Raw genomic sequence first — 25,099 nt, forward strand, 5'->3', positions numbered from 1 at the left:
ACCATGGCGATTCGGGTGCAGTCCACGGCGTTCGATCCCGGCGCTGAAGTCAACGCGATGCACGCGGCCAATGTCGGCGTCGGCGCGGTGGTGAGCTTTGTCGGTTACGTACGCGACTTCAACGATGGCCTCGATGTCGCCGGGATGTTCCTTGAGCACTATCCGGGCATGACCGAAAAGGCCCTCGGCAAGATCGCCATGGAGGCCGAGCAGCGCTGGCCGTTGTTGAAGCTGGAAGTGTTACACCGCATCGGCGCGCTGGAGCCGGGCGAACCGATCGTGTTCGTCGGCGCCGCCAGTGCCCACCGTCAGGCGGCATTCGACGCCTGCGCCTTTGTCATGGATTACCTGAAGACCCGCGCGCCGTTCTGGAAGAAAGAGAACACCAGCGACGGCCCGCGCTGGGTTGAAGGGCGTGACAGCGATCATGCGGCGGCGGATCGCTGGAAGCAGTAGATTTCGCGCTGTACTCCCGGCCCGCTTCGCGAGCAAGCCCGCTCCCACAGGGAAATGCATTCCAATGTGGGAGCGGGCTTGCTCGCGAAGGCGCCATCCGCAACACCGAAAATGCTATGGATTGCCCACCTGACCAACAGCAGGAAGCAATCTCTTTTGCCCAATTGACGGTTTGTACGTAAAAGTCCAGTATGGATTTAAAAGTACAAAAGGTCTTTTCCCTGTTTCAGCTTTTTCTTCTGTCTTGCCAAACCAACAACAACCCGCGAGAGAACGAACATGAAGAAACTCCCCCTCATCACCGGTCTGGCGCTGAGCCTGTTGGCGTGCAGCAGCGTGTTTGCAGCCGAGAAAACCCTGCGCATCGGTATCGAAGCGGCCTATCCACCCTTCGCTTCGAAAACCGACAAGGGTGAAATCGTCGGTTTCGACTACGACATCGGCAATGCCCTGTGCGCGCAGATGCAGGTCAAGTGCGTGTGGGTCGAGGGCGAGTTCGACGGTCTGATTCCTTCCCTGAAAGTGAAGAAAATCGACATGGCGCTGTCGTCCATGACCATCAACGAGGATCGCAAGAAGTCCGTGGACTTCACCCACAAGTACTATTTCACCTCATCGCGGCTGGTGATGAAGGAAGGCGCGAGCGTCGATGACCAGTACGCCAGCCTCAAGGGCAAGACCGTCGGCGTGCAGCGTGCGACCACCACCGACCGTTACGCCACCGAGGTGTTCGAGCCCAAGGGCATCAACGTCAAACGCTATGGCAACAACGAAGAAATCTACATGGACCTGGCGGCCGGGCGTCTCGACGCGATCTTCGCCGACACCATCCCGCTGAACGACTTCCTGTCGATGCCGCGTGGCAAGGGTTACGCCTTTGTCGGGCCTGAGCTGAAGGATCCGAAGTACGTGGGCGAGGGCGCCGGGATCGCGGTGCGCAAGGGCAACACCGAACTGGTCAGCCAGTTGAATACCGCCATCGACGGCATTCGTGCCAGTGGCGAATACCAGAAGATTTCCGAGAAGTACTTCAAGTCGGACATCTACGGCGACTGATGTTGAAAACCGTGCAGCCTTCGCAGGCTGCACGGTTTCAGCCCTTCAATTCCTTCAAATGCTTGTACACCGTCGCCCGCCCCATGTTCAGCACATTGGCCACATAGTTCGAGGCACTCTTGCCCTTGAACGCCCCCTCGGCGTGCAGCGCCAGCACCAGTTCACGTTTGTGGTCGCGGGTCAGCAGATTCAGGCTCAGTTGCCGCTCGCGCAGCCAGGCGTGCAGGAAAGTGTTGATCCGCTCCTGCCAGTCATCGCGAAACAGCGAGTCCGGTTGCGGGATCAGCTTGCTCGGCGAGAGGAAGAGGTCCAGTGCAGCCTTGGCGTTCTCGAACAGCGAAATATTCAGGTTGATGCAAAGCACCGCCAGCGGACGCCCTTCACTGTCGCGCAGCACGGTACTCAGACTGCGAATCTTCTGGCCGTCCCAGTTGAGCTTTTCGTACGGGCCGATGTTTCGTTCGCTGACGTCGTCGCTGAGCATGTCTTCCAGCGACGATTCATCGCCGATCACCCGCTTCGACAGGTTGTTGGCGATGTAGTCGACCTTCTGTGTGCGCAGGTCATGCAGCACCACTTCGGCGTGGGGAAAGAACAGGGTGGCGATGGCGTCGGCGATGGCGTGGTAGTTATCCAGCGCGGCGTCATTCAGCTCGGAAGATAATTCGGGGGCGGTCATAACTGTGGAGCTCCAGGCAACGTCAACGCCCCCGTGATCCGGGGGCGTTGCGAGTGTGCCGCAATCCGTTGGGCGCGTCATCCGGGCAAGGGCTCAGGCCAGGCGGGCAGGGGCGAGCATGGCGGCGTCCAGGCCGAACTGCTTGAGGTGCTCCGGCAACGATTCACCGCGTACCAGCGCCGCGCTGGCCATGCCCATGGCCGGTGAGGTCTGAATACCGTAGCCACCCTGGGCCGCGACCCAGAACAGCCCCGGCACCTGCGGATCGAATCCGGACAACAAATCGCCATCGGCGACGAAACTGCGCAGGCCGGCCCAAGTGCGGGTCGGGCGGCGGATGGTCAGGGTCGTCGCTTCTTCGATCTGGTAGATGCCCATGGCGATGTCGAGTTCTTCGGGTTGCACGTCATGTGGTTCGACCGGATCGGCGTTGGCCGGCGAGCCGAGGAACATCCCGGCGTCAGGCTTCATGTAGAACGATTCGTCGAGGCTGACCAGCATCGGCCAGTGATGAATGTCCACGCCTTCGGGGCCGGCGAAGATGAACGCGGCGCGGCGTTTCGGTTGCAGGCCCAGCGGCCGGGCACCCGCGAGGGCACCGATTTTGTCGGCCCAGGCGCCTGCTGCGTTGATCACGACGGGAGCGCTGAAGGTCTGGCCGTTGGTTTGCACTTGCCAGATGCTGTCGGCATCACGGTTCAGCCCGAGCACCTCGCAGTCGGTCAGGACTTGCCCGTTGTTGCGACGGATACCGCGCAGATAGCCTTGGTGCAGGGCGTCGGTGTCGATGTCGCTGGCGGTGGGGTCATAGATCGCACCGTGGACCTTTTCCCGACGCAGGATCGGCAGCCGGGCGCAGGCTTCTTCCGCGCTGAGCAGTTGCATCTGCGGCACCGTGGCCTTGGCGCTGAGGTATTGATTGTTCAGCTCGGCGGCATCGCCGGTGAAGTCCACGGTCATTTCGCCGCGTGGAGTCAGCAGCGGGTGTTCACAGAAGCCGCTGGGCGGGTGATCGAAAAACGCCCGACTGGCCTGGGTCAGCGCCCGAACCTGCGGCGTGCCGTAAGCCGCGGTGAACAGCGCAGCCGAGCGCCCGGTGGAGTGATAGGCCGGGTGCGATTCGCGTTCCAGCACCACGACCGTGCCGTGCTGCGACAGCCAGAAACCGGTGGACGCGCCGGCAATCCCGCCGCCGATGATGATGAAATCTGCATGACTCATGAAAATCTCCGGTGTCAGCGCTGCAATTGATAGACGGCGTTGGCCAGGGCTATGTCTTCCAGGCCCAGACCGATGGAGCGGAAAAATACGTGACGGTTGTAATCGGGACGCTGCACTTTTTCGCTGAGCAGATCCGCCAGGTCACCGATGATCGCGCTGCTGTCCCAGCCATGCCGTTCGCTGGCGATCAGCATTTCACCTGCCGAACCCGGCGTGGTCAGACGATAGTCGCAGAACACCTGCATGTCGTTGAGGCTTTGCGGCGGCACTTCGTGAGCGCGTGGTGCGTTGGTGCTGATCGAGGTGATCAGCGCCGGTTTGCTCAAGGTTGCCGGGTCGATCACAGGTCCTGCGGAGGAGGTGCAGAGCATGATGACGTCGGCTTCGGCGATGGCGGCTTCGCGGCTGTCGGCGATGCTCACCCGTGGATCGAGGGCTTGCAGCAGGCTGGCGGTTTTCGGGTCTTCGCTCAGGGTGGGCGAGTACACGCGGATGCTCTGCCAGTCGCGCAATGTCTTGACGTAATGCAGGTGCGCCTGGGCGACCTTGCCGCTGCCGATGATCGCCAGGCGTTTTGCGTTCAACGGGGCCAGGGCATCGACGGCGACAGCTGTGGTTGCCGCGGTGCGGGCGGTGGTCAGCTCGCCGGCATCGCAGAGCAGCAGCGGCTGACCGGTCTGCATCGACATCAGCAGCGTCCATGCCGTCACCAGCGGGCCTTGTTCGCGAACGATATACGGCGAAGTCTTGACCCCGTACACGCCATCTTCCGCCAGCACGCCGAGATAGTTGATGAAGTCCCCGGCGCCCTGGGGAAATTCCACCAGTTGCTGCGCCGGTTGCACCGCATGCCCGGCCGCCAGATCGCGGAACAGCTTGCGCAGGATCTGCGGCACATCGATCCGGGCCAACAGCTCGCGAGCCTGGGTTTGGTCAATCACGTAAGGCGTACTGGACATGTCGGACTCCGGAGGTTGTTTCTAAACTAATTTGTCCATTATGGACTTTTAGTTTTGTTGAACAATATCCGGGCGAAAAAAAAGCGCAGTCCGTTGCCGGCTGCGCTTCTCTTTATAGCGTCGCTTACTGTGGACGCTTGCGCTCAACCGCCCGCAACAGATGGGTCGGCGGCGTTTCACAGCTGATCTTGCGACCGAGTTTTTCTTCGATGGACGGCAACTGATAGGAGTCGTCTTCACCGGCGAAGCTGATCGATACGCCATCAGCGCCGGCGCGACCGGTACGGCCGATGCGGTGCACGTAGTCGTCCGGGACTTCCGGCAGGGTGAAGTTGATCACGTGGCTGATGCCGTCGATGTGGATGCCGCGACCGGCCACGTCGGTGGCGACCAGTACCCGGATCTTGCCTTCGCGGAAGCCTTCCAGCGTCTTGATCCGCTTGTGCTGCGGCACGTCGCCGGACAGTTGCGCGGCATTGATGCCGTCGCGCACCAGACGTTCTTCGATGCGGCGCACTTCGTCCTTGCGGTTGGCGAACACGATGACCCGCTCCCAGCCGTTGTCGTTGACCAGGTTGAAGAGCAGTTTGTACTTGTCGGCACTGGCCACCGCATAAATGTGCTGTTCGACGTTTTCGTTGGCCACGTTGGTGACCTCGATTTCGACGATGGCAGGGTCGGTGGTCCACTGTTTGGCGAGGTTCATCACGTCATCGGTGAAGGTCGCGGAGAACAGCAGGGTCTGGCGTTCGCTCTTCGGCGGGGTCTGGCGAATGATCTGCCGTACCTGCGGGATGAAGCCCATGTCGAGCATGCGGTCGGCTTCGTCGAGCACCATCACTTCGACCATGTCCAGATGCACGTCGCCGCGCTGGTTGAAGTCGAGCAGACGGCCCGGGGTGGCGACGAGGATGTCGCAATGGCGCGCTTCGAGGTGCTTGAGCTGCTTGTCGAAGTCCATCCCGCCGACGAACGTCATGACGTTGAGGCCGGTGTACTTGGTCAGGTCGGCGGCGTCCTTGGCGATCTGCACCACCAGCTCACGGGTCGGCGCGATGATCAGCGCCCGTGGCTCGCCCATGTAGCGCTCTTTCGGCGGCGGGGTCTGCAACAGCTGGGTGATGATCGAGATCAGGAACGCGGCGGTCTTGCCGGTGCCGGTCTGGGCGCGGCCGATGGCGTCTTTGCCGGCGAGGGTATAACCCAGCACCTGGGCCTGGATCGGCGTGCAATACGGGAAACCCAGGTCGTGGATGGCGTGCATCAGTTCCGGGGCGAGCTTGAAATCGTGGAAACGGGTCTTGCCTTCCTGGGGCTCGACGACGAAATCTTCGAGTTTCCAGGGAATGACCGGCGCCTTGGGCTTCGGCTCGCGGCGTGGTCTGGCCGGTTTTGGTGTTTCGCTGCGGGTGCTTTCTGGAGCGGGAGCTGAAACAGCAGCGGGTGCCGGTTCGCGTTTCGGTGTGGCTACGGGAGCCTGGCGGTCCGCCGGTCTGGCATCGCTGCGATGGCCGGGGGCGTGCGACGGCGCACTGGGAGTTGGCGCGAGCTGCTCAGCCTCGCTTTTTCCGAACATCTTCTTGAGTGCTTTGAGCACGGTCATCTCATCAATTGGTTAAGGAATGTACGCCGGCCAGTGTAATGCAAGAAACGGGCGCGGCGTAGTGGGATGATCAAAGGGGCCCGACCACCGGAAAATCGAGCTGCGAACGATCAGCGCAGGCGTTCGCTCAGCCACACGCCGATGTCGCGAATTTCTTCGGGTAACACTTCGTGCTCCATTGGGTATTCCTGCCATGTCACGGTGACACCATGGGCTTTCAGATACTCATACGCCGTACGGCCCATGGAGTTTTGCACCACGTTGTCGAACTGGCCGTGCAGCGATAGCACCGGAATCCGCTGCTGGCTGGCGGACAACTCCAGTTCGTCGCTGAATGTCGGCGCGTAGGTCGACAACGCCAGCACGCCCCCCAACGGCCCCTGCCATTTCAGAAATGCAGTGTGGTAGACCACGGCGCCGCCCTGGGAAAAACCGGCCAGGAAAATCCGCGAAGCGTCTATTCCGCTGGCGCGCTGCTGTTCGATCAATTCGATGACGTGATCGGCGGACGCTTCCAGCTCATCGCGGTCGATGGCCCGGGCCGGGCTCATGGCCTTGATGTCGTACCAGCTCGGCATGGCATATCCGCCATTTATGGTCACCGGGCGGGTCGGTGCCTGGGGCAAAACGAAGCGCGTGCTCAGCAGGCTTTCCTGCAAGGCCTCGGCTACCGGCAGAAAGTCATAGCGGTCGGCGCCGAGGCCGTGCAGCCAGATCACGCAGGCGTCGGCTGCCTTTACAGGCTGAAGAATCAAGGGCTCGGTCATGGCTGCTCCAAAAATGTGCGGGCGCTCTCATTAAGTGCGTGATTGGGGTGCGCGCCCGGTTGATCCGTTAAGAAGATGTCGCAAGGCTGCAAGTTTTGCTATTGACCTGTCGCTCAATCGCTTCAGCGAGCGGTGTGGTACGGGCTTTGCTATGAGGAAGTCGTGCAATCGATCTCGCGCCTGGCGGTAACACTATCAGTGAACGCCCGGCGACGGGATAGCAAAGAATCCGGTGATGGATGTTCGCCAATGGCCGCAACGGGCTTAGCGAATGTGAAAGGGCTACCGCCCGTTCGGCCGACTGGTGAGAAGTGAGTTGTCCATGATGTGGATTGTCTCCTACTAGACTCATAGCGAAGGTCCTGCGTCGGTTGACCCCAAAAAAAGCCAACACGGGTCGACAACGCCTCAAAAGGGTGCGACTGGACTCAAGCTCCGACACAACAAGAGCAAAACTGGAGGTTTGAATGAAGATGTTGAAATCCACGCTGGCGATCGTGACTGCTGCTGCAGTACTGGGTGTCAGCGGGTTCGCTCAGGCGGGTGCAACCCTGGATGCGGTACAGAAGAAAGGTTTCGTGCAGTGTGGCGTGAGCGACGGTCTGCCAGGCTTCTCCGTACCGGATTCGACCGGCAAGATTCTCGGCATCGACGCCGACGTCTGCCGTGCCGTGGCCGCTGCCGTGTTCGGCGATGCGACCAAGGTCAAGTTCAGTCAGTTGAACGCCAAGGAGCGCTTCACCGCGCTGCAGTCCGGCGAGATCGACATTCTGTCGCGCAACACCACCATGACCAGCTCCCGTGACGCGGGCATGGGCCTGAAATTCCCTGGCTTCATCACTTACTACGACGGCGTGGGCTTCCTGGCCAACAACAAGCTGGGCGTGAAAAGTGCCAAAGAACTGGATGGCGCGACCATCTGCATTCAAGCCGGTACCACCACCGAGCTGAACGTCTCCGACTACTTCCGCGCCAACGGCCTGAAGTACACCCCGATCACTTTCGATACTTCCGATGAAAGCGCCAAGTCGCTGGAATCCGGTCGTTGCGACGTGCTGACCTCCGACAAGTCCCAGCTGTTCGCCCAGCGCAGCAAGCTGGCTTCGCCGAAGGATTACGTGGTTCTGCCGGAAACCATTTCCAAGGAACCTCTGGGCCCGGTCGTGCGTAACGGCGACGACGAGTGGCTGGCCATCGTGCGCTGGGTCGGCTACGCGCTGCTCAACGCTGAAGAAGCCGGCATCACTTCGAAAAACGTACTCGAAGAAGCCAAGTCCACCAAGAACCCGGACGTTGCCCGTCTGCTGGGTGCCGACGGCGAGTACGGCAAGGACCTGAAACTGCCGAAGGACTGGGTCGTGAAAATCGTTTCCCAGGTGGGTAACTACGGCGAAATCTTCGAGAAAAACCTCGGCAAGAGCACTCCGCTGGAAATCGACCGTGGCCTGAACGCGCTGTGGAACAACGGCGGCATTCAGTACGCACCACCAGTGCGCTAATGGTTCTATCACCCGGCGGGCCAACCGCCGGGTGATGTTCTGTTCCATTTCTTGCGGGGCACTTCATGCAAAATTCAATCGGCGCACCAAAGCAGAGGTTCAGCCTCAGCGATCCGCGTGTGCGTGCGTGGCTATTTCAGATCATCACCGTCGTGGCGGTGGTCGCCATGGGCTGGTATCTGTTCGACAACACCCAGACCAACCTGCAGCACCGGGGCATCACGTCCGGGTTCAGCTTTCTGGAGCGCAGTGCCGGGTTCGGCATCGCTCAACACCTGATCTCCTACACCGAAGCGGACAGCTATGCCCGCGTGTTCGTGATCGGTCTGCTCAACACCTTGCTGGTGACTTTCATCGGCGTGATCCTGGCGACCCTGCTGGGCTTCATCATCGGTGTGGCGCGGCTGTCGCCGAACTGGATCATCAGCAAACTGGCGACCGTGTATGTGGAAGTCTTCCGCAACATTCCGCCGCTGCTGCAAATCCTGTTCTGGTATTTCGCGGTGTTCCTGACCATGCCGGGGCCGCGCAACAGCCACAACTTCGGCGACACCTTCTTCGTCAGCAGCCGTGGCCTGAACATGCCGGCCGCGCAAATGGCCGACGGCTTCTGGGCATTCGTGGTCAGCATTGTGGTGGCGATCGTTGCCATCGTGCTGATGAGCCGCTGGGCCAACAAGCGCTTTGAGGAAACCGGCGAGCCGTTCCACAAGTTCTGGGTCGGCCTGGCGATATTCCTGGTGATCCCGGCGCTATGTGCGCTGATCTTCGGCGCGCCGCTGCATTGGGAAATGCCGAAGCTGCAAGGCTTCAACTTCGTCGGCGGCTGGGTGCTGATTCCGGAGCTGCTGGCCCTGACCCTGGCCCTGACCGTGTACACCGCGGCGTTCATCGCCGAAATCGTGCGTTCGGGGATCAAGTCGGTCAGCCACGGCCAGACCGAAGCGGCCCGTTCGCTCGGTCTGCGCAACGGTCCGACCCTGCGCAAGGTGATCATTCCGCAAGCGCTGCGCGTGATCATTCCACCGCTGACCAGCCAATACCTGAACCTGGCGAAGAACTCCTCGCTGGCGGCCGGTATCGGTTATCCGGAAATGGTTTCGCTGTTCGCCGGCACCGTGCTGAACCAGACCGGTCAGGCGATCGAAGTCATTGCCATCACCATGAGCGTGTACCTGGCGATCAGTATCAGCATTTCCCTGCTGATGAACTGGTACAACAAGCGCATTGCGCTGATCGAGCGGTAAGGAATAGCGCATGAGTACTCATACATTCAAACCCGACATGCCACCGCCGGCCAAGGTCTTCGGCCCGATGGCGTGGATACGCGCGAACATGTTCTCCAGCTGGCTCAACACCCTGCTGACCCTGTTTGCGTTCTATCTGATCTACCTGGTGGTTCCGCCGCTGCTCAGTTGGGCGATCTTCGATGCCAACTGGGTCGGCACCACCCGCGCCGACTGCACCAAGGCGGGCGCCTGCTGGGTGTTCATCGAGCAGCGTTTCGGCCAGTTCATGTACGGCTACTACCCGGCAGATCTGCGCTGGCGCGTGGACCTGACCGTGTGGCTGGCGGTCATCGGTGTGGCCCCGCTGTTCATCAAACGCGTGCCGCGTAAAGCGGTGTACGGGCTGAGCTTTCTGGTGATCTATCCGATCGTTGCGTGGTGCCTGCTGCATGGCGGCGTGTTCGGCCTGAGCGCCGTTGCCACCAGCCAGTGGGGCGGCCTGATGCTGACCCTGGTGATCGCCACCGTCGGTATCGCCGGCGCGCTGCCGCTGGGGATCATGCTGGCCCTGGGGCGCCGTTCGAACATGCCGGCCATTCGTGTGGTCTGCGTGACGTTCATCGAGTTCTGGCGTGGCGTGCCGCTGATCACCGTGCTGTTCATGTCTTCGGTGATGCTGCCGCTGTTCCTGCCCGAAGGCATGAACTTCGACAAGCTGCTGCGGGCACTGATCGGCGTGATCCTGTTCCAGTCAGCCTACGTCGCCGAAGTGGTGCGCGGCGGTCTGCAAGCGATCCCCAAAGGTCAGTACGAAGCCGCGGCCGCGATGGGCCTCGGTTACTGGCGCGCCATGGGCCTGGTGATTCTGCCGCAAGCCCTGAAACTGGTGATTCCCGGCATCGTCAACACCTTCATCGCGCTGTTCAAGGACACCAGCCTGGTGATCATCATCGGCCTCTTTGACCTGCTCAACAGCGTCAAGCAAGCCGCTGCCGATCCGAAATGGCTGGGCATGGCCACCGAAGGCTACGTGTTCGCCGCCCTGGTGTTCTGGATTTTCTGTTTTGGCATGTCGCGCTATTCCATGCATCTGGAACGCAAGCTCGACACTGGCCACAAGCGTTAGGAGTTTTTTCGATGAGCGAAGCAATCAAAAAGCCAGTGGGCCCTGAAGGCATCATTCAGATGCAGGGCGTGAACAAGTGGTACGGCCAGTTCCACGTGCTGAAAGACATCAACCTCAACGTCAAGCAGGGCGAGCGTATCGTGCTGTGCGGCCCGTCGGGTTCCGGCAAGTCCACCACCATCCGCTGCCTCAACCGTCTGGAAGAGCACCAGCAGGGCCGCATCGTGGTCGACGGCGTGGAGCTGACCAACGACCTCAAGCAGATCGAAGCGATCCGTCGTGAAGTCGGCATGGTGTTCCAGCATTTCAACCTGTTCCCGCACCTGACCATTCTGCAGAACTGCACCCTGGCACCGATGTGGGTGCGCAAGATGCCCAAGCGCAAGGCCGAAGAAATCGCCATGCACTACCTGGAACGCGTACGCATTCCGGAGCAGGCGCACAAGTTCCCGGGGCAACTGTCCGGCGGCCAGCAGCAGCGTGTGGCGATTGCCCGCGCGCTGTGCATGAAACCGAAAATCATGCTGTTCGACGAACCGACCTCGGCACTTGACCCGGAAATGGTGAAAGAGGTGCTCGACACCATGATCGGACTGGCCGAAGACGGCATGACCATGCTCTGCGTGACCCACGAAATGGGCTTCGCCCGCACAGTGGCCAACCGTGTGATCTTCATGGACAAGGGTGAAATCGTCGAGCAGGCGGCACCGAACGACTTCTTCGACAATCCGCAGAATGATCGGACCAAGTTGTTCCTGAGTCAGATTCTGCATTGATCCGATTCAGGCCTTGAAATAAACCCGGACACAGTTCCGGGTTTATTTTTGCCCGGATTTTACCGATTGCCCTGTTTGAAGAATCTGACTACCCTGTCAGCAAATTCATCCCATGATTGGATGACAGGTCGAATTCCATGTCTGAAAACTCTTTATTGATCAAACGATCCCTGGTCGATCAGGCCCTGGATCTATTGCGCCAGCGCATCACCGACGGCACCTGGCAGGTCGGTCAGCGCCTGCCGACCGAACCCGAGCTGTGCGTCGAGCTCGGCATCAGCCGCAACACCGTGCGTGAAGCCATGCGGGTGCTGGCGTTCTCCGGGCTGATCGAAATCCGCCAGGGTGACGGCAGCTATCTGCGGGCGGTGGTGGACCCGATGGACACGCTCAAGGCGCTGTCCAAGTGCTCGCTGGATCAGGCCCGGGAAACCCGGCACATCCTTGAAGTCGAGGCCATCGGTCTGGCGGCGTTGCGTCGCACCGATGAGGATCTGGCGGGCCTTCGCGAGGCACTTGGCGTTGCCGGCAGCCACTATCACGGTGATCTCGACAGCTACATCGCCTGTGACCTGGTGTTCCACCGCCGTCTGGTGGACGCCGCGCACAACCCGACCCTCAGCGAGCTGTATCGCTATTTCTCCAGCATCGTCGGCGCGCAACTGCGCCAGACCCTGAACATCGTCCCCCGTCGACAGGAAGTCTTCGATTTGCACGTCGCCTTGCTTGAGGCCGTCGAGCAGCGCGATCCGGAGCGGGCCAAAGCCCTGTCGAGGCAGTTGATTAATGAACCTTGAAACCGAGAAACCCATGTCCCGCCCAGAAGCCTCCCCAGCCCCCGTTCGCAAGGCCGAGCTCGAAGAGTTGTTGATCGACGCCGAGGCCGATGACGAGCAGGTGCAGCAAAGTCATCCATTGGTACGTCGCCCGTGGCTGTTGCTGCTGGGGCTGATTCTGGTGGCGTTGAACCTGCGTCCGGCGCTGTCGAGCATGGCGCCGCTGCTCAGTGACGTGTCGAAAAGCCTTGGCTTGTCCGCCGCGCAGGCGGGGTTGCTGACGACGTTGCCAGTGTTGTGCCTCGGTCTGTTCGCTCCGCTGGCTCCGGTGCTGGCGCGACGTTTCGGTGCCGAGCGGGTGGTGCTGGGGATTCTGCTGACACTGGCCGGCGGCATCATCCTGCGCAGCAACTTCGGCGAAATCGGTCTGTTCGCCGGCAGCGTGCTGGGTGGCGCGAGTATCGGCATCATCGGCGTCTTGCTGCCGGGCATCGTCAAGCGCGACTTCGCCAGACACGCCGGAACCATGACCGGTGTCTACACCATGGCTCTGTGCCTGGGTGCCGCAATGGCGGCGGGTTCCAGCGTGCCGTTGAGCGAACACTTCGACCACAGCTGGGCCATGGGCCTGGGCTTCTGGGTGATTCCGGCGCTGGTTGCGGCGGTGTTCTGGCTGCCGCAGATCGGCCAGAAGCACGGCGCGCACAACGTTGCCTATCGGGTCCGCGGTCTGCTGCGTGATCCGCTGGCGTGGCAAGTGACTTTGTACATGGGCCTGCAATCGTCGCTGGCCTACATCGTGTTTGGCTGGTTGCCGTCGATCCTCATCGGTCGTGGGCTGACGCCGACACAGGCAGGCCTTGTGCTGTCCGGTTCGGTGATCATCCAGCTCGCCAGCTCCCTGGCGGCGCCGTGGCTGGCCACGCGCGGCAAGGATCAGCGTCTGGCGATCGTGATAGTGATGGCGCTGACCCTCGGCGGCCTGTTCGGTTGCCTCTATGCGCCGATCGAAGGCCTGTGGGGCTGGGCGATCCTGCTGGGCCTGGGGCAGGGCGGTACGTTCAGCCTGGCGTTGACCCTGATCGTCTTGCGCTCGCGGGATTCCCACGTAGCGGCGAACCTGTCGAGCATGTCCCAGGGCTTTGGTTACACCCTCGCGTCGATGGGGCCGTTCGCGGTCGGCGTGGTGCATGACTGGACCGGTGGCTGGAACGCCGTGGGCTGGATTTTCGGCATCATTGGTGCGGGTGCAATCCTCGCCGGCCTCGGTGCCGGGCGTGCGTTGTACGTGCAGGTGGTCAGCGAAAAGGTCTGATACGCACACACTGTCGGTATTCGGAAAGCGAATGCCGATAGTGTTTCGGGCGTTTGCAGATTATCGTGCTGGCAATCTGTACCTTTCCTGGAGATTGCCCATGAGTGAAGAAGCCCACAGCGCCCTGATCACCCGTTTCTACCAGGCTTTCCAGCGCCTCGACGCCGAGGCCATGGCCGCCTGCTACACCGACGACGTGGTGTTCAGCGATCCGGCCTTTGGCGAGCTGCGCGGTCGTGATGCCGGCGACATGTGGCGCATGCTCACCACCCGGGCCAAAGACTTTTCCCTGACCTTCGACAACGTCCGCGCCGACGAGCGCAGCGGCGGTGCCCACTGGGTGGCGACCTACCTGTTCAGCCAGACCGGCAACGTCGTGATCAACGACATCCAGGCACGCTTCGTCTTCCGTGACGGCAAGATCTGTGAACACCACGACCGCTTCGACCTGTGGCGCTGGTCGCGTCAGGCGCTGGGCTTCAAGGGCCTGCTGCTGGGCTGGACGCCGCTGGTGCGCAACGCCGTCCGCGCCCAGGCGCTGAAAGGGCTGAAGGCATTTCAGGCGAGTCGCTGATAAGATCGCGGCCTGTTTTCCTTACGCCTGAATTGTCCCGTGACCCGCCTCAGCGAAAATCCTCTCGATGCCGACGTTCCAGTGAGCAAATCCTGGTTCGTCTACCTCGTACGCGCCGCCAACGGCTCGCTGTACTGCGGGATCAGCGATGATCCCGTGCGCCGTTTCGCCAAGCACCAGAGCGGCAAGGGCGCACGATTCTTTCTCTCGAGCCCGGCGATGGCGCTGGTCTATACCGAGCGTTGCCGCGACAAGAGTGATGCGTTGCGTCAGGAGCGGTTGATCAAGAAGCTCAGGAAAAGTGCGAAGGAATGTCTGGTGGCGTCTTATCGGCCTGATTGATCCGGTGCGAACGGTAGAAGTCCCCGCATGTAGAAGCGCTGCCTCAGGCAAACGACAGGCGAAAAAAAACCGCCTTTGCGGGGCGGTTTTTTTCTGTAAACGCCGGTTTGCGGCCGGGTTTACTGCATCTCAATGGACACACTAGCGTGGACGAAGATTATTCGGCTTTATGCAATCGAGCAAGCCTAAAAACATTTTTCAGAAAAATGCGATTTTGATTCATTTGTTTAAACGTCGGATGAGAAACCCGATTACGATCTGTCCGCTCGCATGACAGTGCAACTATGAGGTCTGGCCGATGGGCTTAAAGGTTTCATGCCCTCTGACACGGGGTTGCTCCCGCGCCGGAATGATATTTCAGAGGGTGTCACAACCGGCCGCCTCAATGGACACACTAGCGTGTATTCCGAAGGCGTACGTGGTCCGGTAAGCGCGCTGGAGGTTTGGCCCCCAACCGGAGGCCAAAACGTATGAAGCTTTTGCTACGTACTCTGAGCCTCGTATGGAGGTCGTTCAAAGCGTTTCGCTTTTACGAGTTCCTGCGAGATCACTTCGATGACCTGATGTAGGGTCATTGATGTGGGAAGCCGTCTCAGCCTTGGCTGAGGCGGTTTTTTAGTGCCTTATCAACCTGACTGATCATTTCCCATCAGCCGGATCCGTAGGCCGCGAACGAATTGCGCGCTAAGCTGCGGGCTCACTTTCTGTACGGCGGAGCCGAGCATGTCCGAGTTGATTCTGCATCATTACCCGACCTCTCCATTCGCCGAAAAGGCCCGGTTGCTGTTGGGTTTCAAGGGCTTGTCCTGGCGTTCGGTGCACATCTCGCCGGTGATGCCGAAGCCGGATCTGACGGCCCTGACCGGTGGCTACCGCAAGACGCCCGTGCTGCAGATCGGCGCCGACATCTATTGCGATACCGCGCTGATCGCCCGTCGCCTCGAGCAGGAAAAGGCCCAACCTTCGTTCTTCCCGGAAGGTCAGGAAATGATCGCCGCCAGTTTCGCCGCCTGGTCCGATTCGGTGGTGTTCCAGCACGCGGTGAGCCTGGTGTTCCAGCCGGAGTCGGTGGCGGTGCGTTTCGGCAAGTTGCCGCCGGAAGCGATCAAGGCCTTCCTCGCCGATCGTGCCGGACTGTTCAGCGGTGGCAGCGCGACCAGGCTGTCGGCCGAGCAGGCCAGGCACAATTGGCCGACCTTCATGACGCGTCTGGAGCAGCAGTTGCAGCGTGAAGACGGTGACTTCCTGTTTGGCGAGCCGTCGATTGCCGACTTCGCCATGGCTCATCCACTGTGGTTCCTCAAGGCCACGCACGTGACGGCGCCCTTGGTGGATGCTTATCCGGCGGTGTCGGCGTGGCTGGGGCGTGTGCTCGGTTTTGGCCATGGCGCGGCCAGCGAGATGAGCTCGGAGGAAGCACTGGAAATCGCGCGCAGTTCGACGCCGGCGGCGTTGCCGGACGAAGCATTCACTGATCCGAACGGGTTCGTGGCAGGTCAGCAGGTGCTGATCGCAGCGACAGACTACGGTGTTGACCCGGTCGCCGGTGAGCTGGTGTTTGCCGGTCGTGAAGAGCTGATCCTGCGCCGTGAAGACGAACGTGGCGGTTTAGTGCATGTGCACTTCCCGCGCTTCGGTTTCCGTATCGAGAAACGCTGAAACAACCGAGGGAGCCGATTGGCTCCCTCGTTCATTTCAGTGCCGCGAGAATCTCGTCCGGATCAAACCCGCGAATCAACGTGCCATTGACGTCGATCAGCGGGATCCCGCGTCCGCCCAGCGCTTCGTAGGCCTTGCGCGCCTCGGCGTCCTTCTCGATGTCGAATTCCTTGAACGGAATGCCTTTCTGATCGAGAAAGCGTTTGGTCTGCTTGCAGTAGCCGCACCAGTCCGTGGCGTACAGCACGACATGGGCATTGGCGCGAACCTGCTCGGACGCCATCTGCGACGGGTTGAACACCCGCTCGATCTTGCCCCAGTTCTGATAGACCACAACCACCAGCAGAACCAGCAGAACCTTTTTCAGCACATTGCCGAGCATCAGTTGCGACGCTTCAGCTGATCGGTGAGCGAGGTCGGCAGGCCCTTGATGACCAGCGTCCCGGCTTCTTCGTCGTATTCGATCTTCGAGCCCAGCAGGTGCGCTTCGAAGCTGATCGACAGGCCTTCGGCGCGACCGGTGAAGCGGCGGAACTGGTTGAGCGTGCGTTTATCCGCCGGGATCTCCGGCGACAGGCCGTAATCCTTGTTGCGGATGTGATCGTAGAAGGCTTTCGGGCGTTCTTCGTCGATCAGCTCCGACAGTTCTTCCAGGCCCATCGGTTCGCCGAGCTTGGCCTGGCTGCTGGCGTAGTCGACCAGGGCCTTGGTCTTCTCGCGGGCGGAGTCTTCCGGCAGATCTTCGCTCTCGACGAAGTCGCTGAAGGCCTTGAGCAACGTGCGGGTCTCGCCCGGGCCGTCGACGCCTTCCTGGCAGCCGATGAAGTCACGGAAATATTCCGAGACCTTCTTGCCGTTCTTGCCCTTGATGAACGAGATGTACTGCTTGGACTGCTTGTTGTTCTGCCACTCGGAAACGTTGATCCGCGCCGCCAGGTGCAGTTGACCGAGGTCGAGGTGGCGCGACGGGGTCACGTCCAGCTCATCGGTCACCGCCACGCCTTCGCTGTGGTGCAGCAGGGCGATGGCCAGGTAATCGGTCATGCCTTGCTGGTAATGGGCGAACAGCACATGGCCGCCGACGGACAGGTTCGATTCTTCCATCAGCTTTTGCAGGTGCTCGACCGCGATTTTGCTGAACGCGGTGAAGTCCTTGCCGCCTTCCATGTATTCCTTCAGCCAGCCGCTGAACGGGAACGCGCCGGACTCTGGATGAAACAACCCCCAGGCTTTGCCCTGTTTGGCGTTATAGCTCTCGTTGAGGTCGGCGAGCATGTTCTCGATGGCGGCGGATTCAGCCAGTTCGGAGTCACGGGCGTGCAGGACGGCGGGTGTGCCATCGGGTTTTTTGTCGATCAGGTGGACGATGCAATGACGGATCGGCATGGGCTTCTCGGCAAGTGAAAGGGAGGAGGGCGGGCTCCCCCGAAAAAGCGCTCAGTGTACCGCAACCACTGGTTTTGGCGCGGGGTGAAGGGCAATTCGGGGTCATGGGGCAGCGCTTATGCATTTATTTACCGATTTAGCGCAATAAACCTGACCATTTGGCTAGCTAGAGGCGGATATTTCCTTGTCTCTGTGCTAGTTTTGCCCGGTCTTACGCGTAGTCACTGCGTTAAGCGTGCATTCAGCATTTGTCAGGTCGAACCAAACCCTGATTTCGGCATCTATAACCCCGACTCGTCGTGGTTATCGCCGAGGGTGCCAGATCCAGAAGATCGGGCTCGATGGCTGACACTGCACTCTGCAATCCATATGAATTTGATAGGGAAGGAACACTACATGGCTCTTACTAAAGACCAACTGATCGCCGACATCGCTGAAGCTATCGACGCGCCGAAAACCACCGCGCGTAACGCTCTGGACCAACTGGGCCAAATCGTTGCCGATCAGCTGGAAAACGGCGGCGAAATCACCTTGCCAGGTATCGGCAAGCTGAAAGTGACCGAGCGTCCTGCCCGCACTGGCCGTAACCCATCGACTGGCGCTGCCATCGAAATCCCTGCCAAGAAAGTGATCAAGCTGGTTGTGGCCAAAGGCCTGACCGACGCTGTGAACAAGTAAGACGCAGCGATACAAAAAAAAACCGTGCGCCGGATTGATCCGGGCACGGTTTTTTTATGCCTGCTGTTTGTGTTTCAGCAGTAGCGGCGGCTGCTTTGCGATCACGCGCCGCCCCGGTTGAAACGTATTACTTGCGAACCCAGCGTTCGCGCCGCCAGATCTGCTGCTCGGACTTGGTCTGGAAGGTCCAGGCGACGAAGCGGCTCTGCTTCTGCCCCTGGGACATTTCCACCACCTGGCTTTCCAGCGCGCCGGCCTTTTTCAGCGCGGTTTCGATGGCGGGCAGGTTCGAGGCTTTCGAGACCAGGGTGCTGAACCACAACACCTTGTGCGCAAAGTTCGCACTTTCGGCGATCAATTGCGTCACGAAGCGCGCTTCGCCGCCTTCACACCACAATTCGGCTGACTGACCGCCGAAGTTCAGCACCGGCAGTTTGCGTTTCGGGTCAGCCTTGCCCAAAGCTCGCCATTTACGCTCACTGCCCTTGGTGGCCTCTTCCATCGACGCGTGGAACGGCGGATTGCACATGGTCAGGTCGAAGCGCTCGCCGGGCTCCAGCAGGCCGATCAGGATGTGCTTGCGGTTCTCCTGCTGGCGCAGCTGGATGACCTTGTTCAGGTCGTTGGACTGGACGATGGCCCTGGCGGCGGCCACGGCGGTCGGATCGATCTCCGAGCCGAGGAAGTGCCAGCGATATTCGCTGTTGCCGATCAGCGGATACACGCAGTTGGCGCCCATGCCGATATCCAGCACGTTGACGATGGCGCCGCGCGGAACCACACCGTCGTTGTTGCTGGCCAAGAGGTCAGCCAGGAAGTGGATGTAGTCGGCGCGGCCCGGCACCGGCGGGCACAGATAGTCGGCCGGAATATCCCAATGCTGGATACCGTAGAACGACTTGAGCAGCGCCCGGTTGAACACACGCACCGCATCGGGACTGGCGAAGTCGATGCTTTCCTTGCCGTACGGGTTGGTGATCACGAACTTCGCCAGTTCCGGCGTGGTCTTGATCAGCGCCGGGAAGTCGTAACGACCCTGATGGCGATTGCGCGGGTGCAGGCTGGCCTCTTTACGCGGCGCCACGGGCTTGGCCGGGGTGGCGGAGTCAGGCTTCTTGCGCGCAGGTTTCGGTGTACGTGGGGCGTTCATGGGCGTGGTCGATTCGGGTAGGGCTGAAAGTGGCGGCTATTGTCCCACAGGGAGCCGTGTTGTTGGCCGGAAAAGTGCCGGGCACAAAAAAGGGAGGCCGTTGCGGGCCTCCCATTTTCAGTGCGATTTGCCGTTACAGGCTGGCAATCCGCGCGTGCTGCTCGGCCAGCTTGGCCAGAGCCTGTTCGGCTTCGGCCAGTTTGGCGCGTTCCTTCTCGATGACCTCGGCCGGGGCCTTGTCAACGAAACCGGCGTTGGACAGCTTGCCGCCAACCCGCTGGACTTCGCCCTGCAGGCGCAGGATTTCCTTGTCCAGACGCGCCAGTTCGGCGTTCTTGTCGATCAGGCCGGCCATCGGCACCAGCACTTCCATCTCGCCAACCAGTGCGGTGGCGGACAGCGGTGCTTCTTCGCCGGCCGCCAGCACGGTGATCGATTCCAGACGCGCCAGCTTCTTCAGCAGCGCTTCGTTCTCGGTCAGGCGACGCTGGTCTTCAGCAGTGACGTTTTTCAGGTAGATCGGCAGCGGTTTGCCCGGGCCGATGTTCATTTCGCCACGGATGTTACGGGTGCCGAGCATCAGGCCCTTGAGCCATTCAATGTCGTCTTCGGCTGCCGGATCGATGCGCTCTTCGTTGGCCACCGGCCAAGGTTGCAGCATGATCGTCTTGCCCTGAATGCCGGCCAGTGGCGCGATGCGCTGCCAGATTTCTTCAGTGATGAACGGCATGAATGGATGCGCCAGACGCAGCGCCACTTCCAGTACGCGAACCAGCGTGCGGCGAGTGCCGCGCTGACGCTCGACCGGCGCGTTTTCGTCCCACAGCACAGGCTTGGACAGTTCCAGGTACCAGTCGCAGTACTGGTTCCAGATGAACTCGTACAGCGCTTGCGCCGCCAGGTCGAAACGGAACTGATCCAGTTGACGGGTCACTTCGGCTTCGGTGCGTTGCAGTTGCGAGATGATCCAGCGATCCGCCAGCGACAGCTCGTAGGCTTCGCCGTTCTGGCCGCAGTCTTCGCCCTTGTCCAGAACATAACGCGCGGCGTTCCAGATCTTGTTGCAGAAGTTGCGATAGCCTTCGACGCGGCCCATGTCGAACTTGATGTCGCGACCGGTGGACGCCAGGGAGCAGAAGGTGAAGCGCAGGGCGTCGGTGCCGTAGCTGGCGATGCCGTCGGCGAACTCTTCGCGGGTCTGCTTCTCGATCTTCTTCGCCAGTTTCGGCTGCATCAGACCGGAAGTGCGTTTCTGCACCAGGGTTTCGAGCTCGATACCGTCGATGATGTCCAGCGGGTCCAGGACGTTGCCCTTGGACTTGGACATCTTCTGGCCCTGGCCATCACGCACCAGACCGTGCACGTAAACGGTCTTGAATGGAACCTGCGGCGTGCCGTCCTCGTTCTTGATCAGGTGCATGGTCAGCATGATCATCCGGGCAACCCAGAAGAAAATGATGTCGAAACCGGTGACCAGCACGTCGGTGGAGTGGAATTTTTTCAGGAACTCGGTTTTTTCCGGCCAGCCCAGGGTGGAGAAGGTCCACAGGCCCGAACTGAACCAGGTGTCGAGCACGTCGTTGTCCTGTTGCAGCGCAACGTCCGGGCCGAGGTTGTGCTTGGCGCGTACTTCGGCTTCGTCGCGACCGACGTAGACCTTGCCCGACTCGTCGTACCAGGCCGGGATGCGGTGGCCCCACCACAGCTGACGGCTGATGCACCAGTCCTGGATGTCGCGCATCCACGAGAAGTACATGTTTTCGTACTGCTTCGGCACGAACTGGATGCGACCGTCTTCAACGGCAGCAATCGCAGGCTCGGCCAGCGGCTTGGTGGACACGTACCACTGGTCGGTCAGCCACGGCTCAATGACGGTGCCGGAGCGGTCGCCTTTCGGCACTTTCAGGTTGTGATCGTCGACGCTGACCAGCAGGCCGGCGGCGTCGAACGCAGCCACGATCTGCTTGCGCGCTTCGAAACGCTCGAGACCGGCGTACTCGGCCGGAATCTTGCCGTCGATGCTGTCGTTCAGCGTGCCGTCGAGGTTGAACACTTGCGCTGCCGGCAGCACGTTGGCGTTCTTGTCGAAAATGTTCAGCAGCGGCAGGTTGTGGCGCTTGCCGACTTCGTAGTCGTTGAAGTCGTGGGCCGGGGTGATTTTCACGCAGCCGGTGCCGAATTCAGGATCGCAGTAATCGTCGGCGATGATCGGGATGCGGCGGCCGACCAGCGGCAGCTCGACAAACTTGCCGATCAGGGCTTTGTAACGCTCGTCGTTCGGGTTTACCGCGACGGCGGAGTCGCCGAGCATGGTTTCCGGACGGGTGGTCGCGACGATCAGGAAATCGTTGCCTTCAGCGGTTTTCGCGCCGTCGGCCAGCGGGTACTTCAGGTTCCACAGGAAACCTTTCTCGTCGTGGTTTTCCACTTCGAGGTCGGAAATCGCCGTGTGCAGCTTGGTGTCCCAGTTGACCAGACGCTTGCCGCGATAGATCAGACCGTCTTCGTGCAGGCGCACGAACGCTTCTTTAACGGCTTCCGAGAGGCCGTCGTCCATGGTGAAGCGCTCGCGGCTCCAGTCCACGGACGAACCGAGGCGGCGGATCTGACGGCTGATGTTGCCGCCGGATTGATCCTTCCATTCCCAGACTTTCTCGAGGAATTTTTCCCGGCCCAGATCGTGGCGGTTCTGGCCCTGGGCTTCGAGTTGACGCTCCACCAGCATCTGCGTGGCGATACCGGCGTGGTCGGTGCCCGGCTGCCACAGGGTGTTGCGACCCTGCATGCGACGGAAACGGATCAGGGCGTCCATGATCGCGTTGTTGAAGCCGTGACCCATGTGCAGGCTGCCGGTGACGTTCGGCGGCGGGATCATGATGGTGTAGGAGTCGCCCGCGCCTTGCGGGGCGAAGTAGTTCTCGGACTCCCAGGTGTTGTACCAGGAAGTTTCAATGGCGTGCGGCTGGTAGGTCTTATCCATGCGCGGCGGGACCCTATTGGCATTTATTCAGGAAAAGCCGGGAAGTATAGCGGGGCATGGGGCGCAGGGCGAGCGGGGCGGGCCGGGTGGAGACTTAAATGTGGGAGCCGGCCTGCCGGCGATGCACGCTCCGCGGTTTTTCAGGAAAGGCGCGGTGATGCTATCGCTGGCAGGCCAGCTCCTGCAGGAGACCGGGGAATTATTCGTACTGGGCTAGAAGCCGTTCCATCCGCGCCTCGAGGCGACGTTTGATTTCGGTTTCGATGTGCGGTGCGAAGTCGTCGATCACGTCCTGCATGATCAGTTGTGCGGCGGCGCGCAGTTCGCTGTCCAGGTGCAGCAGGGTGTCGGGGCCTTTATCCGCAGGCGCGGCGGTCGCAGTGGCGGGCTTCGCGACAGGGGCGGGAGTCGGTTCGACAGCTTGTGGTGCGTTGTCGATCGTGTCGAACAGCATCGGAATCTGTTCCTGCTCGCCCTCATCGACCGTGTCGGTCAGCAGTGGCGGTTGCAGATTGTCATCACCGAGCAGCTGGCGGATCGACTCGAGGTCATCCAGCAGGTGCGCGGGTTTTTGCAGCGGTTTTGGAGTGTCCATCGGCGTACTCAGAGTCGCTGTAAACGGTGGTCTTGCAGAGGATAGCCCTGTTCCCGGTAGAAACGGAAACTCTCCCGCGCCGCCGAACGGATCGCCGGATCTTCCACCACCACTTCCGCCACCCGGGCGAACTTGTTGGCGAAGGCCGGGACTTTCAGGTCCAGGTTGACGAGCAAATCCTGATGCTGGCCGCAGTCGTCACCCAGTCCAAGCACGATCAAACCATCCGGTTCATTTTCGGCAGGGCCGTGGGGCACAAAGGTTTCGCCCTTGAAGGACCACAGTCGCGCATCGAGGTCATCACGCTGGGCCGCATCGCTGCAGTGCAGGTAGATGCGGTGGCCCATCCGCCAGGCCTTCTCTGTGAGCTTGCAGGCAAAATCCAGACGCGCCGAGGGATTGGCACTGGGCAGGATATAAAAGTCGACTTTGGTCATTGCGGTTCCTGAGCTGCGAGCGGCGCCCCTCTAAAGAGACGCCGCTCGCAGTCATCGGTTTCAGGCCTTGGCGCGATCCAGCAGGTACTGGGTCAGCAGGGGAACCGGACGGCCGGTGGCGCCCTTGTCCTTGCCGCCGCTGGTCCACGCGGTGCCCGCGATGTCCAGGTGCGCCCAGTTCAGGTTCTTGGTGAAGCGCGACAGGAAGCACGCAGCAGTGATGGTGCCGGCCTTCGGCCCGCCAATGTTGGCGATGTCGGCGAACGGGCTGTCCAGCTGCTCTTGATACTCATCGAACAGCGGCAGTTGCCAGGCGCGGTCGTCGGCAGCCTTGCCGGCGCTCAGCAGTTGCTCGATCAGTTCGTCGTTGTTGCCCAGCAGGCCGGAGGTGTGAGCACCCAGGGCTACGACACAGGCACCGGTCAGGGTGGCGATGTCGATCACCGCTTGCGGCTTGAAGCGCTCGGAGTAGGTCAGGGCATCGCACAGCACCAGACGGCCTTCGGCGTCGGTGTTGAGGATTTCCACGGTCTGGCCGCTCATGGTGGTCACGATGTCGCCCGGACGCGAAGCGGTGCCGCTCGGCATGTTCTCGGCGCAGGCCAGGATGCACACCAGGTTGATCGGCAGTTTCAGTTCCAGCACGGCGCGCAGGGTACCGAACACGCTGGCGGCGCCACCCATGTCGTACTTCATTTCGTCCATGCCGGCGCCCGGCTTCAGGCTGATGCCCCCGGTGTCGAAAGTGATGCCTTTACCAACCAGCGCGTACGGCTTCTCGGATTTCTTGCCGCCGTTGTATTGCATGACGATCAGGCGCGGCGGCTGGGCGCTGCCCTGGCCGACGGCGTAGAACGAACCCATCCCCAGGGATTTGATCTTCTTCTCGTCGAGGACTTCGACTTTCAGATCCTTGAACTCTTTGCCGAGGTTCTTGGCTTGCTCGCCGAGGAACGTCGGGTGGCAAATGTTCGGCGGCAGGTTGCCCAGGTTGCGGGTGAATGCCATGCCGTTAGAGATCGCGGTGGCGTGGTTCACGGCGCGTTGCACTTCGGCCTGAGCGGCCTTGATGGTCAGCAGGGTGATTTTCTTCAGGGCACGCGGTTCGGCTTTCTGGCTCTTGAACTGGTCGAAGGTGTATTCGCCGTCGACCAGGGTTTCGGCCAGCAGGCGGGTCTTGCCGTAGCTGTCGCGGTTCTTGACGATGATTTCATCGAGTGCCAGTACGGCGTCACTGCCGCCCAGGCCTTTAAGGGTGTTGAGGATGCCGGCGACGATCTTGCGGAACGGGCGGTCGCCCAACTCTTCATCCTTGCCCACGCCGACCAGCAGCACGCGTTCGGCTTTCAGGTTCGGCAGGCTGTGCAGCAACAGGCTCTGGCCGACCTTGCCGGCCAGGTCGCCACGCTTGAGCACCGCGCTGATGGCGCCGCCGCTCAGTTCGTCGACCTGTTTGGCGGCGACGCCGAGTTTGCGGCCTTCGCCGACGGCAACCACCAGGGTGGCGGTTTTCAACGTTTCTGGGCTAACGCTTTTTACAACCAGTTCCATGTCCGGATCCCTGAATGAATGGTCAACACGCAGGCGTTCGACGTGTCCGCCGTCGCCTGCTTATATAGAGAGAAGAGGCGCAGGCCAGCGCCTGCGACAAGGGCCGCAGTTTGAACCTCGCTCCCTGCGCCTGACAACCCTCGGTTGTACGATCTTCAACGGATTGCACGCTTGGGTGAGTGTGCGCAGTGACAGGCGCCCTCAATCACAGGATAATGCCGCATCTTTTTTCGACGGCTCTGCCCTGCGGGCCCGTCGAGACGTTTGCTTGTTTGGCCGCCTTAG

General features: G+C 61.0%; 24 protein-coding genes. 12 read left to right on the top strand and 12 right to left on the bottom strand.

Annotation, left to right across the window (positions count from 1 at the left end; all coding sequences use genetic code 11):
- Window positions 1-3: 3 nt before the first annotated feature.
- Both moaE and C6Y56_RS04900 read left to right on the top strand, forming a co-directional pair.
- Window positions 4-456, top strand: coding sequence for a molybdopterin synthase catalytic subunit MoaE (moaE, locus tag C6Y56_RS04895; protein WP_169428961.1), 453 nt, complete (start codon window positions 4-6; stop codon window positions 454-456).
- 279 nt (window positions 457-735) lie between these two features.
- Window positions 736-1,512: an ABC transporter substrate-binding protein gene (locus C6Y56_RS04900; RefSeq protein ID WP_169428962.1), complete on the top strand. Its 777-nt coding sequence runs from the start codon at window positions 736-738 to the stop codon at window positions 1,510-1,512.
- Between the two features lie 37 nt (window positions 1,513-1,549).
- Here the strand turns inward: C6Y56_RS04900 and C6Y56_RS04905 are convergent, their stop codons facing one another.
- The 5 genes from C6Y56_RS04905 to C6Y56_RS04925 all read right to left on the bottom strand — a co-directional run bounded on the left by C6Y56_RS04905 (window position 1,550) and on the right by C6Y56_RS04925 (window position 6,741).
- Window positions 1,550-2,191, bottom strand: coding sequence for a helix-turn-helix transcriptional regulator (locus tag C6Y56_RS04905; protein ID WP_169428963.1), 642 nt, complete (start codon window positions 2,189-2,191; stop codon window positions 1,550-1,552).
- Window positions 2,192-2,284: 93 nt separating this feature from the next.
- Window positions 2,285-3,412, bottom strand: a complete 1,128-nt coding sequence (locus C6Y56_RS04910; RefSeq protein ID WP_169428964.1) for an NAD(P)/FAD-dependent oxidoreductase — start codon at window positions 3,410-3,412, stop codon at window positions 2,285-2,287.
- A gap of 14 nt (window positions 3,413-3,426) precedes the next feature.
- Window positions 3,427-4,371: an ornithine cyclodeaminase family protein gene (locus C6Y56_RS04915; protein WP_169428965.1), complete on the bottom strand. Its 945-nt coding sequence runs from the start codon at window positions 4,369-4,371 to the stop codon at window positions 3,427-3,429.
- A 124-nt stretch (window positions 4,372-4,495) separates the two neighbouring features.
- A complete protein-coding gene (gene rhlB / locus C6Y56_RS04920) occupies window positions 4,496-5,974 on the bottom strand; it encodes an ATP-dependent RNA helicase RhlB (protein ID WP_169428966.1) in 1,479 nt (492 codons plus the stop codon).
- Between the two features lie 110 nt (window positions 5,975-6,084).
- Window positions 6,085-6,741 (bottom strand): alpha/beta hydrolase, encoded by a 657-nt coding sequence (locus tag C6Y56_RS04925; RefSeq protein ID WP_169428967.1) that lies wholly within the window; start codon window positions 6,739-6,741, stop codon window positions 6,085-6,087.
- A gap of 467 nt (window positions 6,742-7,208) precedes the next feature.
- Between C6Y56_RS04925 and C6Y56_RS04930 the strand changes: the two genes are divergently transcribed.
- From C6Y56_RS04930 to C6Y56_RS04970, 9 genes are all read left to right on the top strand, one after another.
- The gene (locus C6Y56_RS04930) at window positions 7,209-8,240 is read left to right on the top strand and encodes an amino acid ABC transporter substrate-binding protein (RefSeq protein ID WP_085729714.1); all 1,032 of its coding nucleotides are present in this window, start codon (window positions 7,209-7,211) and stop codon (window positions 8,238-8,240) included.
- 65 nt (window positions 8,241-8,305) lie between these two features.
- On the top strand, window positions 8,306-9,487 hold the full coding sequence (locus C6Y56_RS04935; protein ID WP_169428968.1) for an amino acid ABC transporter permease: 1,182 nt from the start codon (window positions 8,306-8,308) through the stop codon (window positions 9,485-9,487).
- Between the two features lie 10 nt (window positions 9,488-9,497).
- Window positions 9,498-10,595, top strand: a complete 1,098-nt coding sequence (locus C6Y56_RS04940; protein ID WP_169428969.1) for an amino acid ABC transporter permease — start codon at window positions 9,498-9,500, stop codon at window positions 10,593-10,595.
- 11 nt (window positions 10,596-10,606) lie between these two features.
- Window positions 10,607-11,371 (top strand): amino acid ABC transporter ATP-binding protein, encoded by a 765-nt coding sequence (locus tag C6Y56_RS04945; RefSeq protein WP_003221897.1) that lies wholly within the window; start codon window positions 10,607-10,609, stop codon window positions 11,369-11,371.
- Window positions 11,372-11,508: 137 nt separating this feature from the next.
- On the top strand, window positions 11,509-12,168 hold the full coding sequence (locus C6Y56_RS04950) for a FadR/GntR family transcriptional regulator (protein WP_169428970.1): 660 nt from the start codon (window positions 11,509-11,511) through the stop codon (window positions 12,166-12,168).
- Window positions 12,158-13,462 carry a CynX/NimT family MFS transporter gene (locus tag C6Y56_RS04955; protein WP_169428971.1) on the top strand — a complete coding sequence of 435 codons (1,305 nt, stop codon included), beginning with the start codon at window positions 12,158-12,160 and terminating at the stop codon, window positions 13,460-13,462. The genes C6Y56_RS04950 and C6Y56_RS04955 overlap by 11 nt, the downstream gene beginning before the upstream one ends.
- 100 nt (window positions 13,463-13,562) lie before the next feature.
- Window positions 13,563-14,036, top strand: coding sequence for a nuclear transport factor 2 family protein (locus C6Y56_RS04960; protein WP_169428972.1), 474 nt, complete (start codon window positions 13,563-13,565; stop codon window positions 14,034-14,036).
- 39 nt (window positions 14,037-14,075) lie between these two features.
- The gene (locus C6Y56_RS04965) at window positions 14,076-14,378 is read left to right on the top strand and encodes a GIY-YIG nuclease family protein (protein WP_169428973.1); all 303 of its coding nucleotides are present in this window, start codon (window positions 14,076-14,078) and stop codon (window positions 14,376-14,378) included.
- A 723-nt stretch (window positions 14,379-15,101) separates the two neighbouring features.
- Complete coding sequence (locus C6Y56_RS04970) at window positions 15,102-16,037, top strand: glutathione S-transferase family protein (protein WP_169428974.1); 936 nt, start codon at window positions 15,102-15,104, stop codon at window positions 16,035-16,037.
- Between the two features lie 31 nt (window positions 16,038-16,068).
- On the opposite strand, the gene C6Y56_RS04975 is transcribed toward C6Y56_RS04970, so the two are convergent.
- Window positions 16,069-16,419, bottom strand: a complete 351-nt coding sequence (locus C6Y56_RS04975; RefSeq protein ID WP_007957354.1) for a glutaredoxin family protein — start codon at window positions 16,417-16,419, stop codon at window positions 16,069-16,071.
- A complete protein-coding gene (gene yejK, locus C6Y56_RS04980) occupies window positions 16,419-17,423 on the bottom strand; it encodes a nucleoid-associated protein YejK (protein ID WP_169428975.1) in 1,005 nt (334 codons plus the stop codon). Before yejK ends, C6Y56_RS04975 begins: the two co-directional genes overlap by 1 nt.
- Before the next feature lie 396 nt (window positions 17,424-17,819).
- On the opposite strand from yejK, the gene C6Y56_RS04985 reads away from it, so the two are divergent.
- The gene (locus tag C6Y56_RS04985) at window positions 17,820-18,101 is read left to right on the top strand and encodes an HU family DNA-binding protein (RefSeq protein WP_003221909.1); all 282 of its coding nucleotides are present in this window, start codon (window positions 17,820-17,822) and stop codon (window positions 18,099-18,101) included.
- Window positions 18,102-18,228: 127 nt separating this feature from the next.
- On the opposite strand, the gene rlmF is transcribed toward C6Y56_RS04985, so the two are convergent.
- The 5 genes from rlmF to C6Y56_RS05010 form a co-directional block, all read right to left on the bottom strand.
- Entirely contained in the window at window positions 18,229-19,251 is a 1,023-nt protein-coding gene (gene rlmF, locus C6Y56_RS04990) for a 23S rRNA (adenine(1618)-N(6))-methyltransferase RlmF (RefSeq protein WP_085747006.1), read from the bottom strand.
- 133 nt (window positions 19,252-19,384) lie between these two features.
- Complete coding sequence (locus C6Y56_RS04995) at window positions 19,385-22,231, bottom strand: valine--tRNA ligase (protein WP_085697239.1); 2,847 nt, start codon at window positions 22,229-22,231, stop codon at window positions 19,385-19,387.
- Between the two features lie 199 nt (window positions 22,232-22,430).
- The gene (locus C6Y56_RS05000; RefSeq protein WP_169428976.1) at window positions 22,431-22,826 is read right to left on the bottom strand and encodes a DNA polymerase III subunit chi; all 396 of its coding nucleotides are present in this window, start codon (window positions 22,824-22,826) and stop codon (window positions 22,431-22,433) included.
- An 8-nt stretch (window positions 22,827-22,834) separates the two neighbouring features.
- Entirely contained in the window at window positions 22,835-23,263 is a 429-nt protein-coding gene (locus C6Y56_RS05005; protein ID WP_169428977.1) for a DNA polymerase III subunit chi, read from the bottom strand.
- A gap of 60 nt (window positions 23,264-23,323) precedes the next feature.
- On the bottom strand, window positions 23,324-24,814 hold the full coding sequence (locus C6Y56_RS05010) for a leucyl aminopeptidase (RefSeq protein WP_169428978.1): 1,491 nt from the start codon (window positions 24,812-24,814) through the stop codon (window positions 23,324-23,326).
- Window positions 24,815-25,099 lie beyond the last annotated feature (285 nt).

This window comes from Pseudomonas fluorescens (genome assembly GCF_012974785.1).
Taxonomy (GTDB): Bacteria; Pseudomonadota; Gammaproteobacteria; order Pseudomonadales; family Pseudomonadaceae; genus Aquipseudomonas; species Aquipseudomonas fluorescens_BT.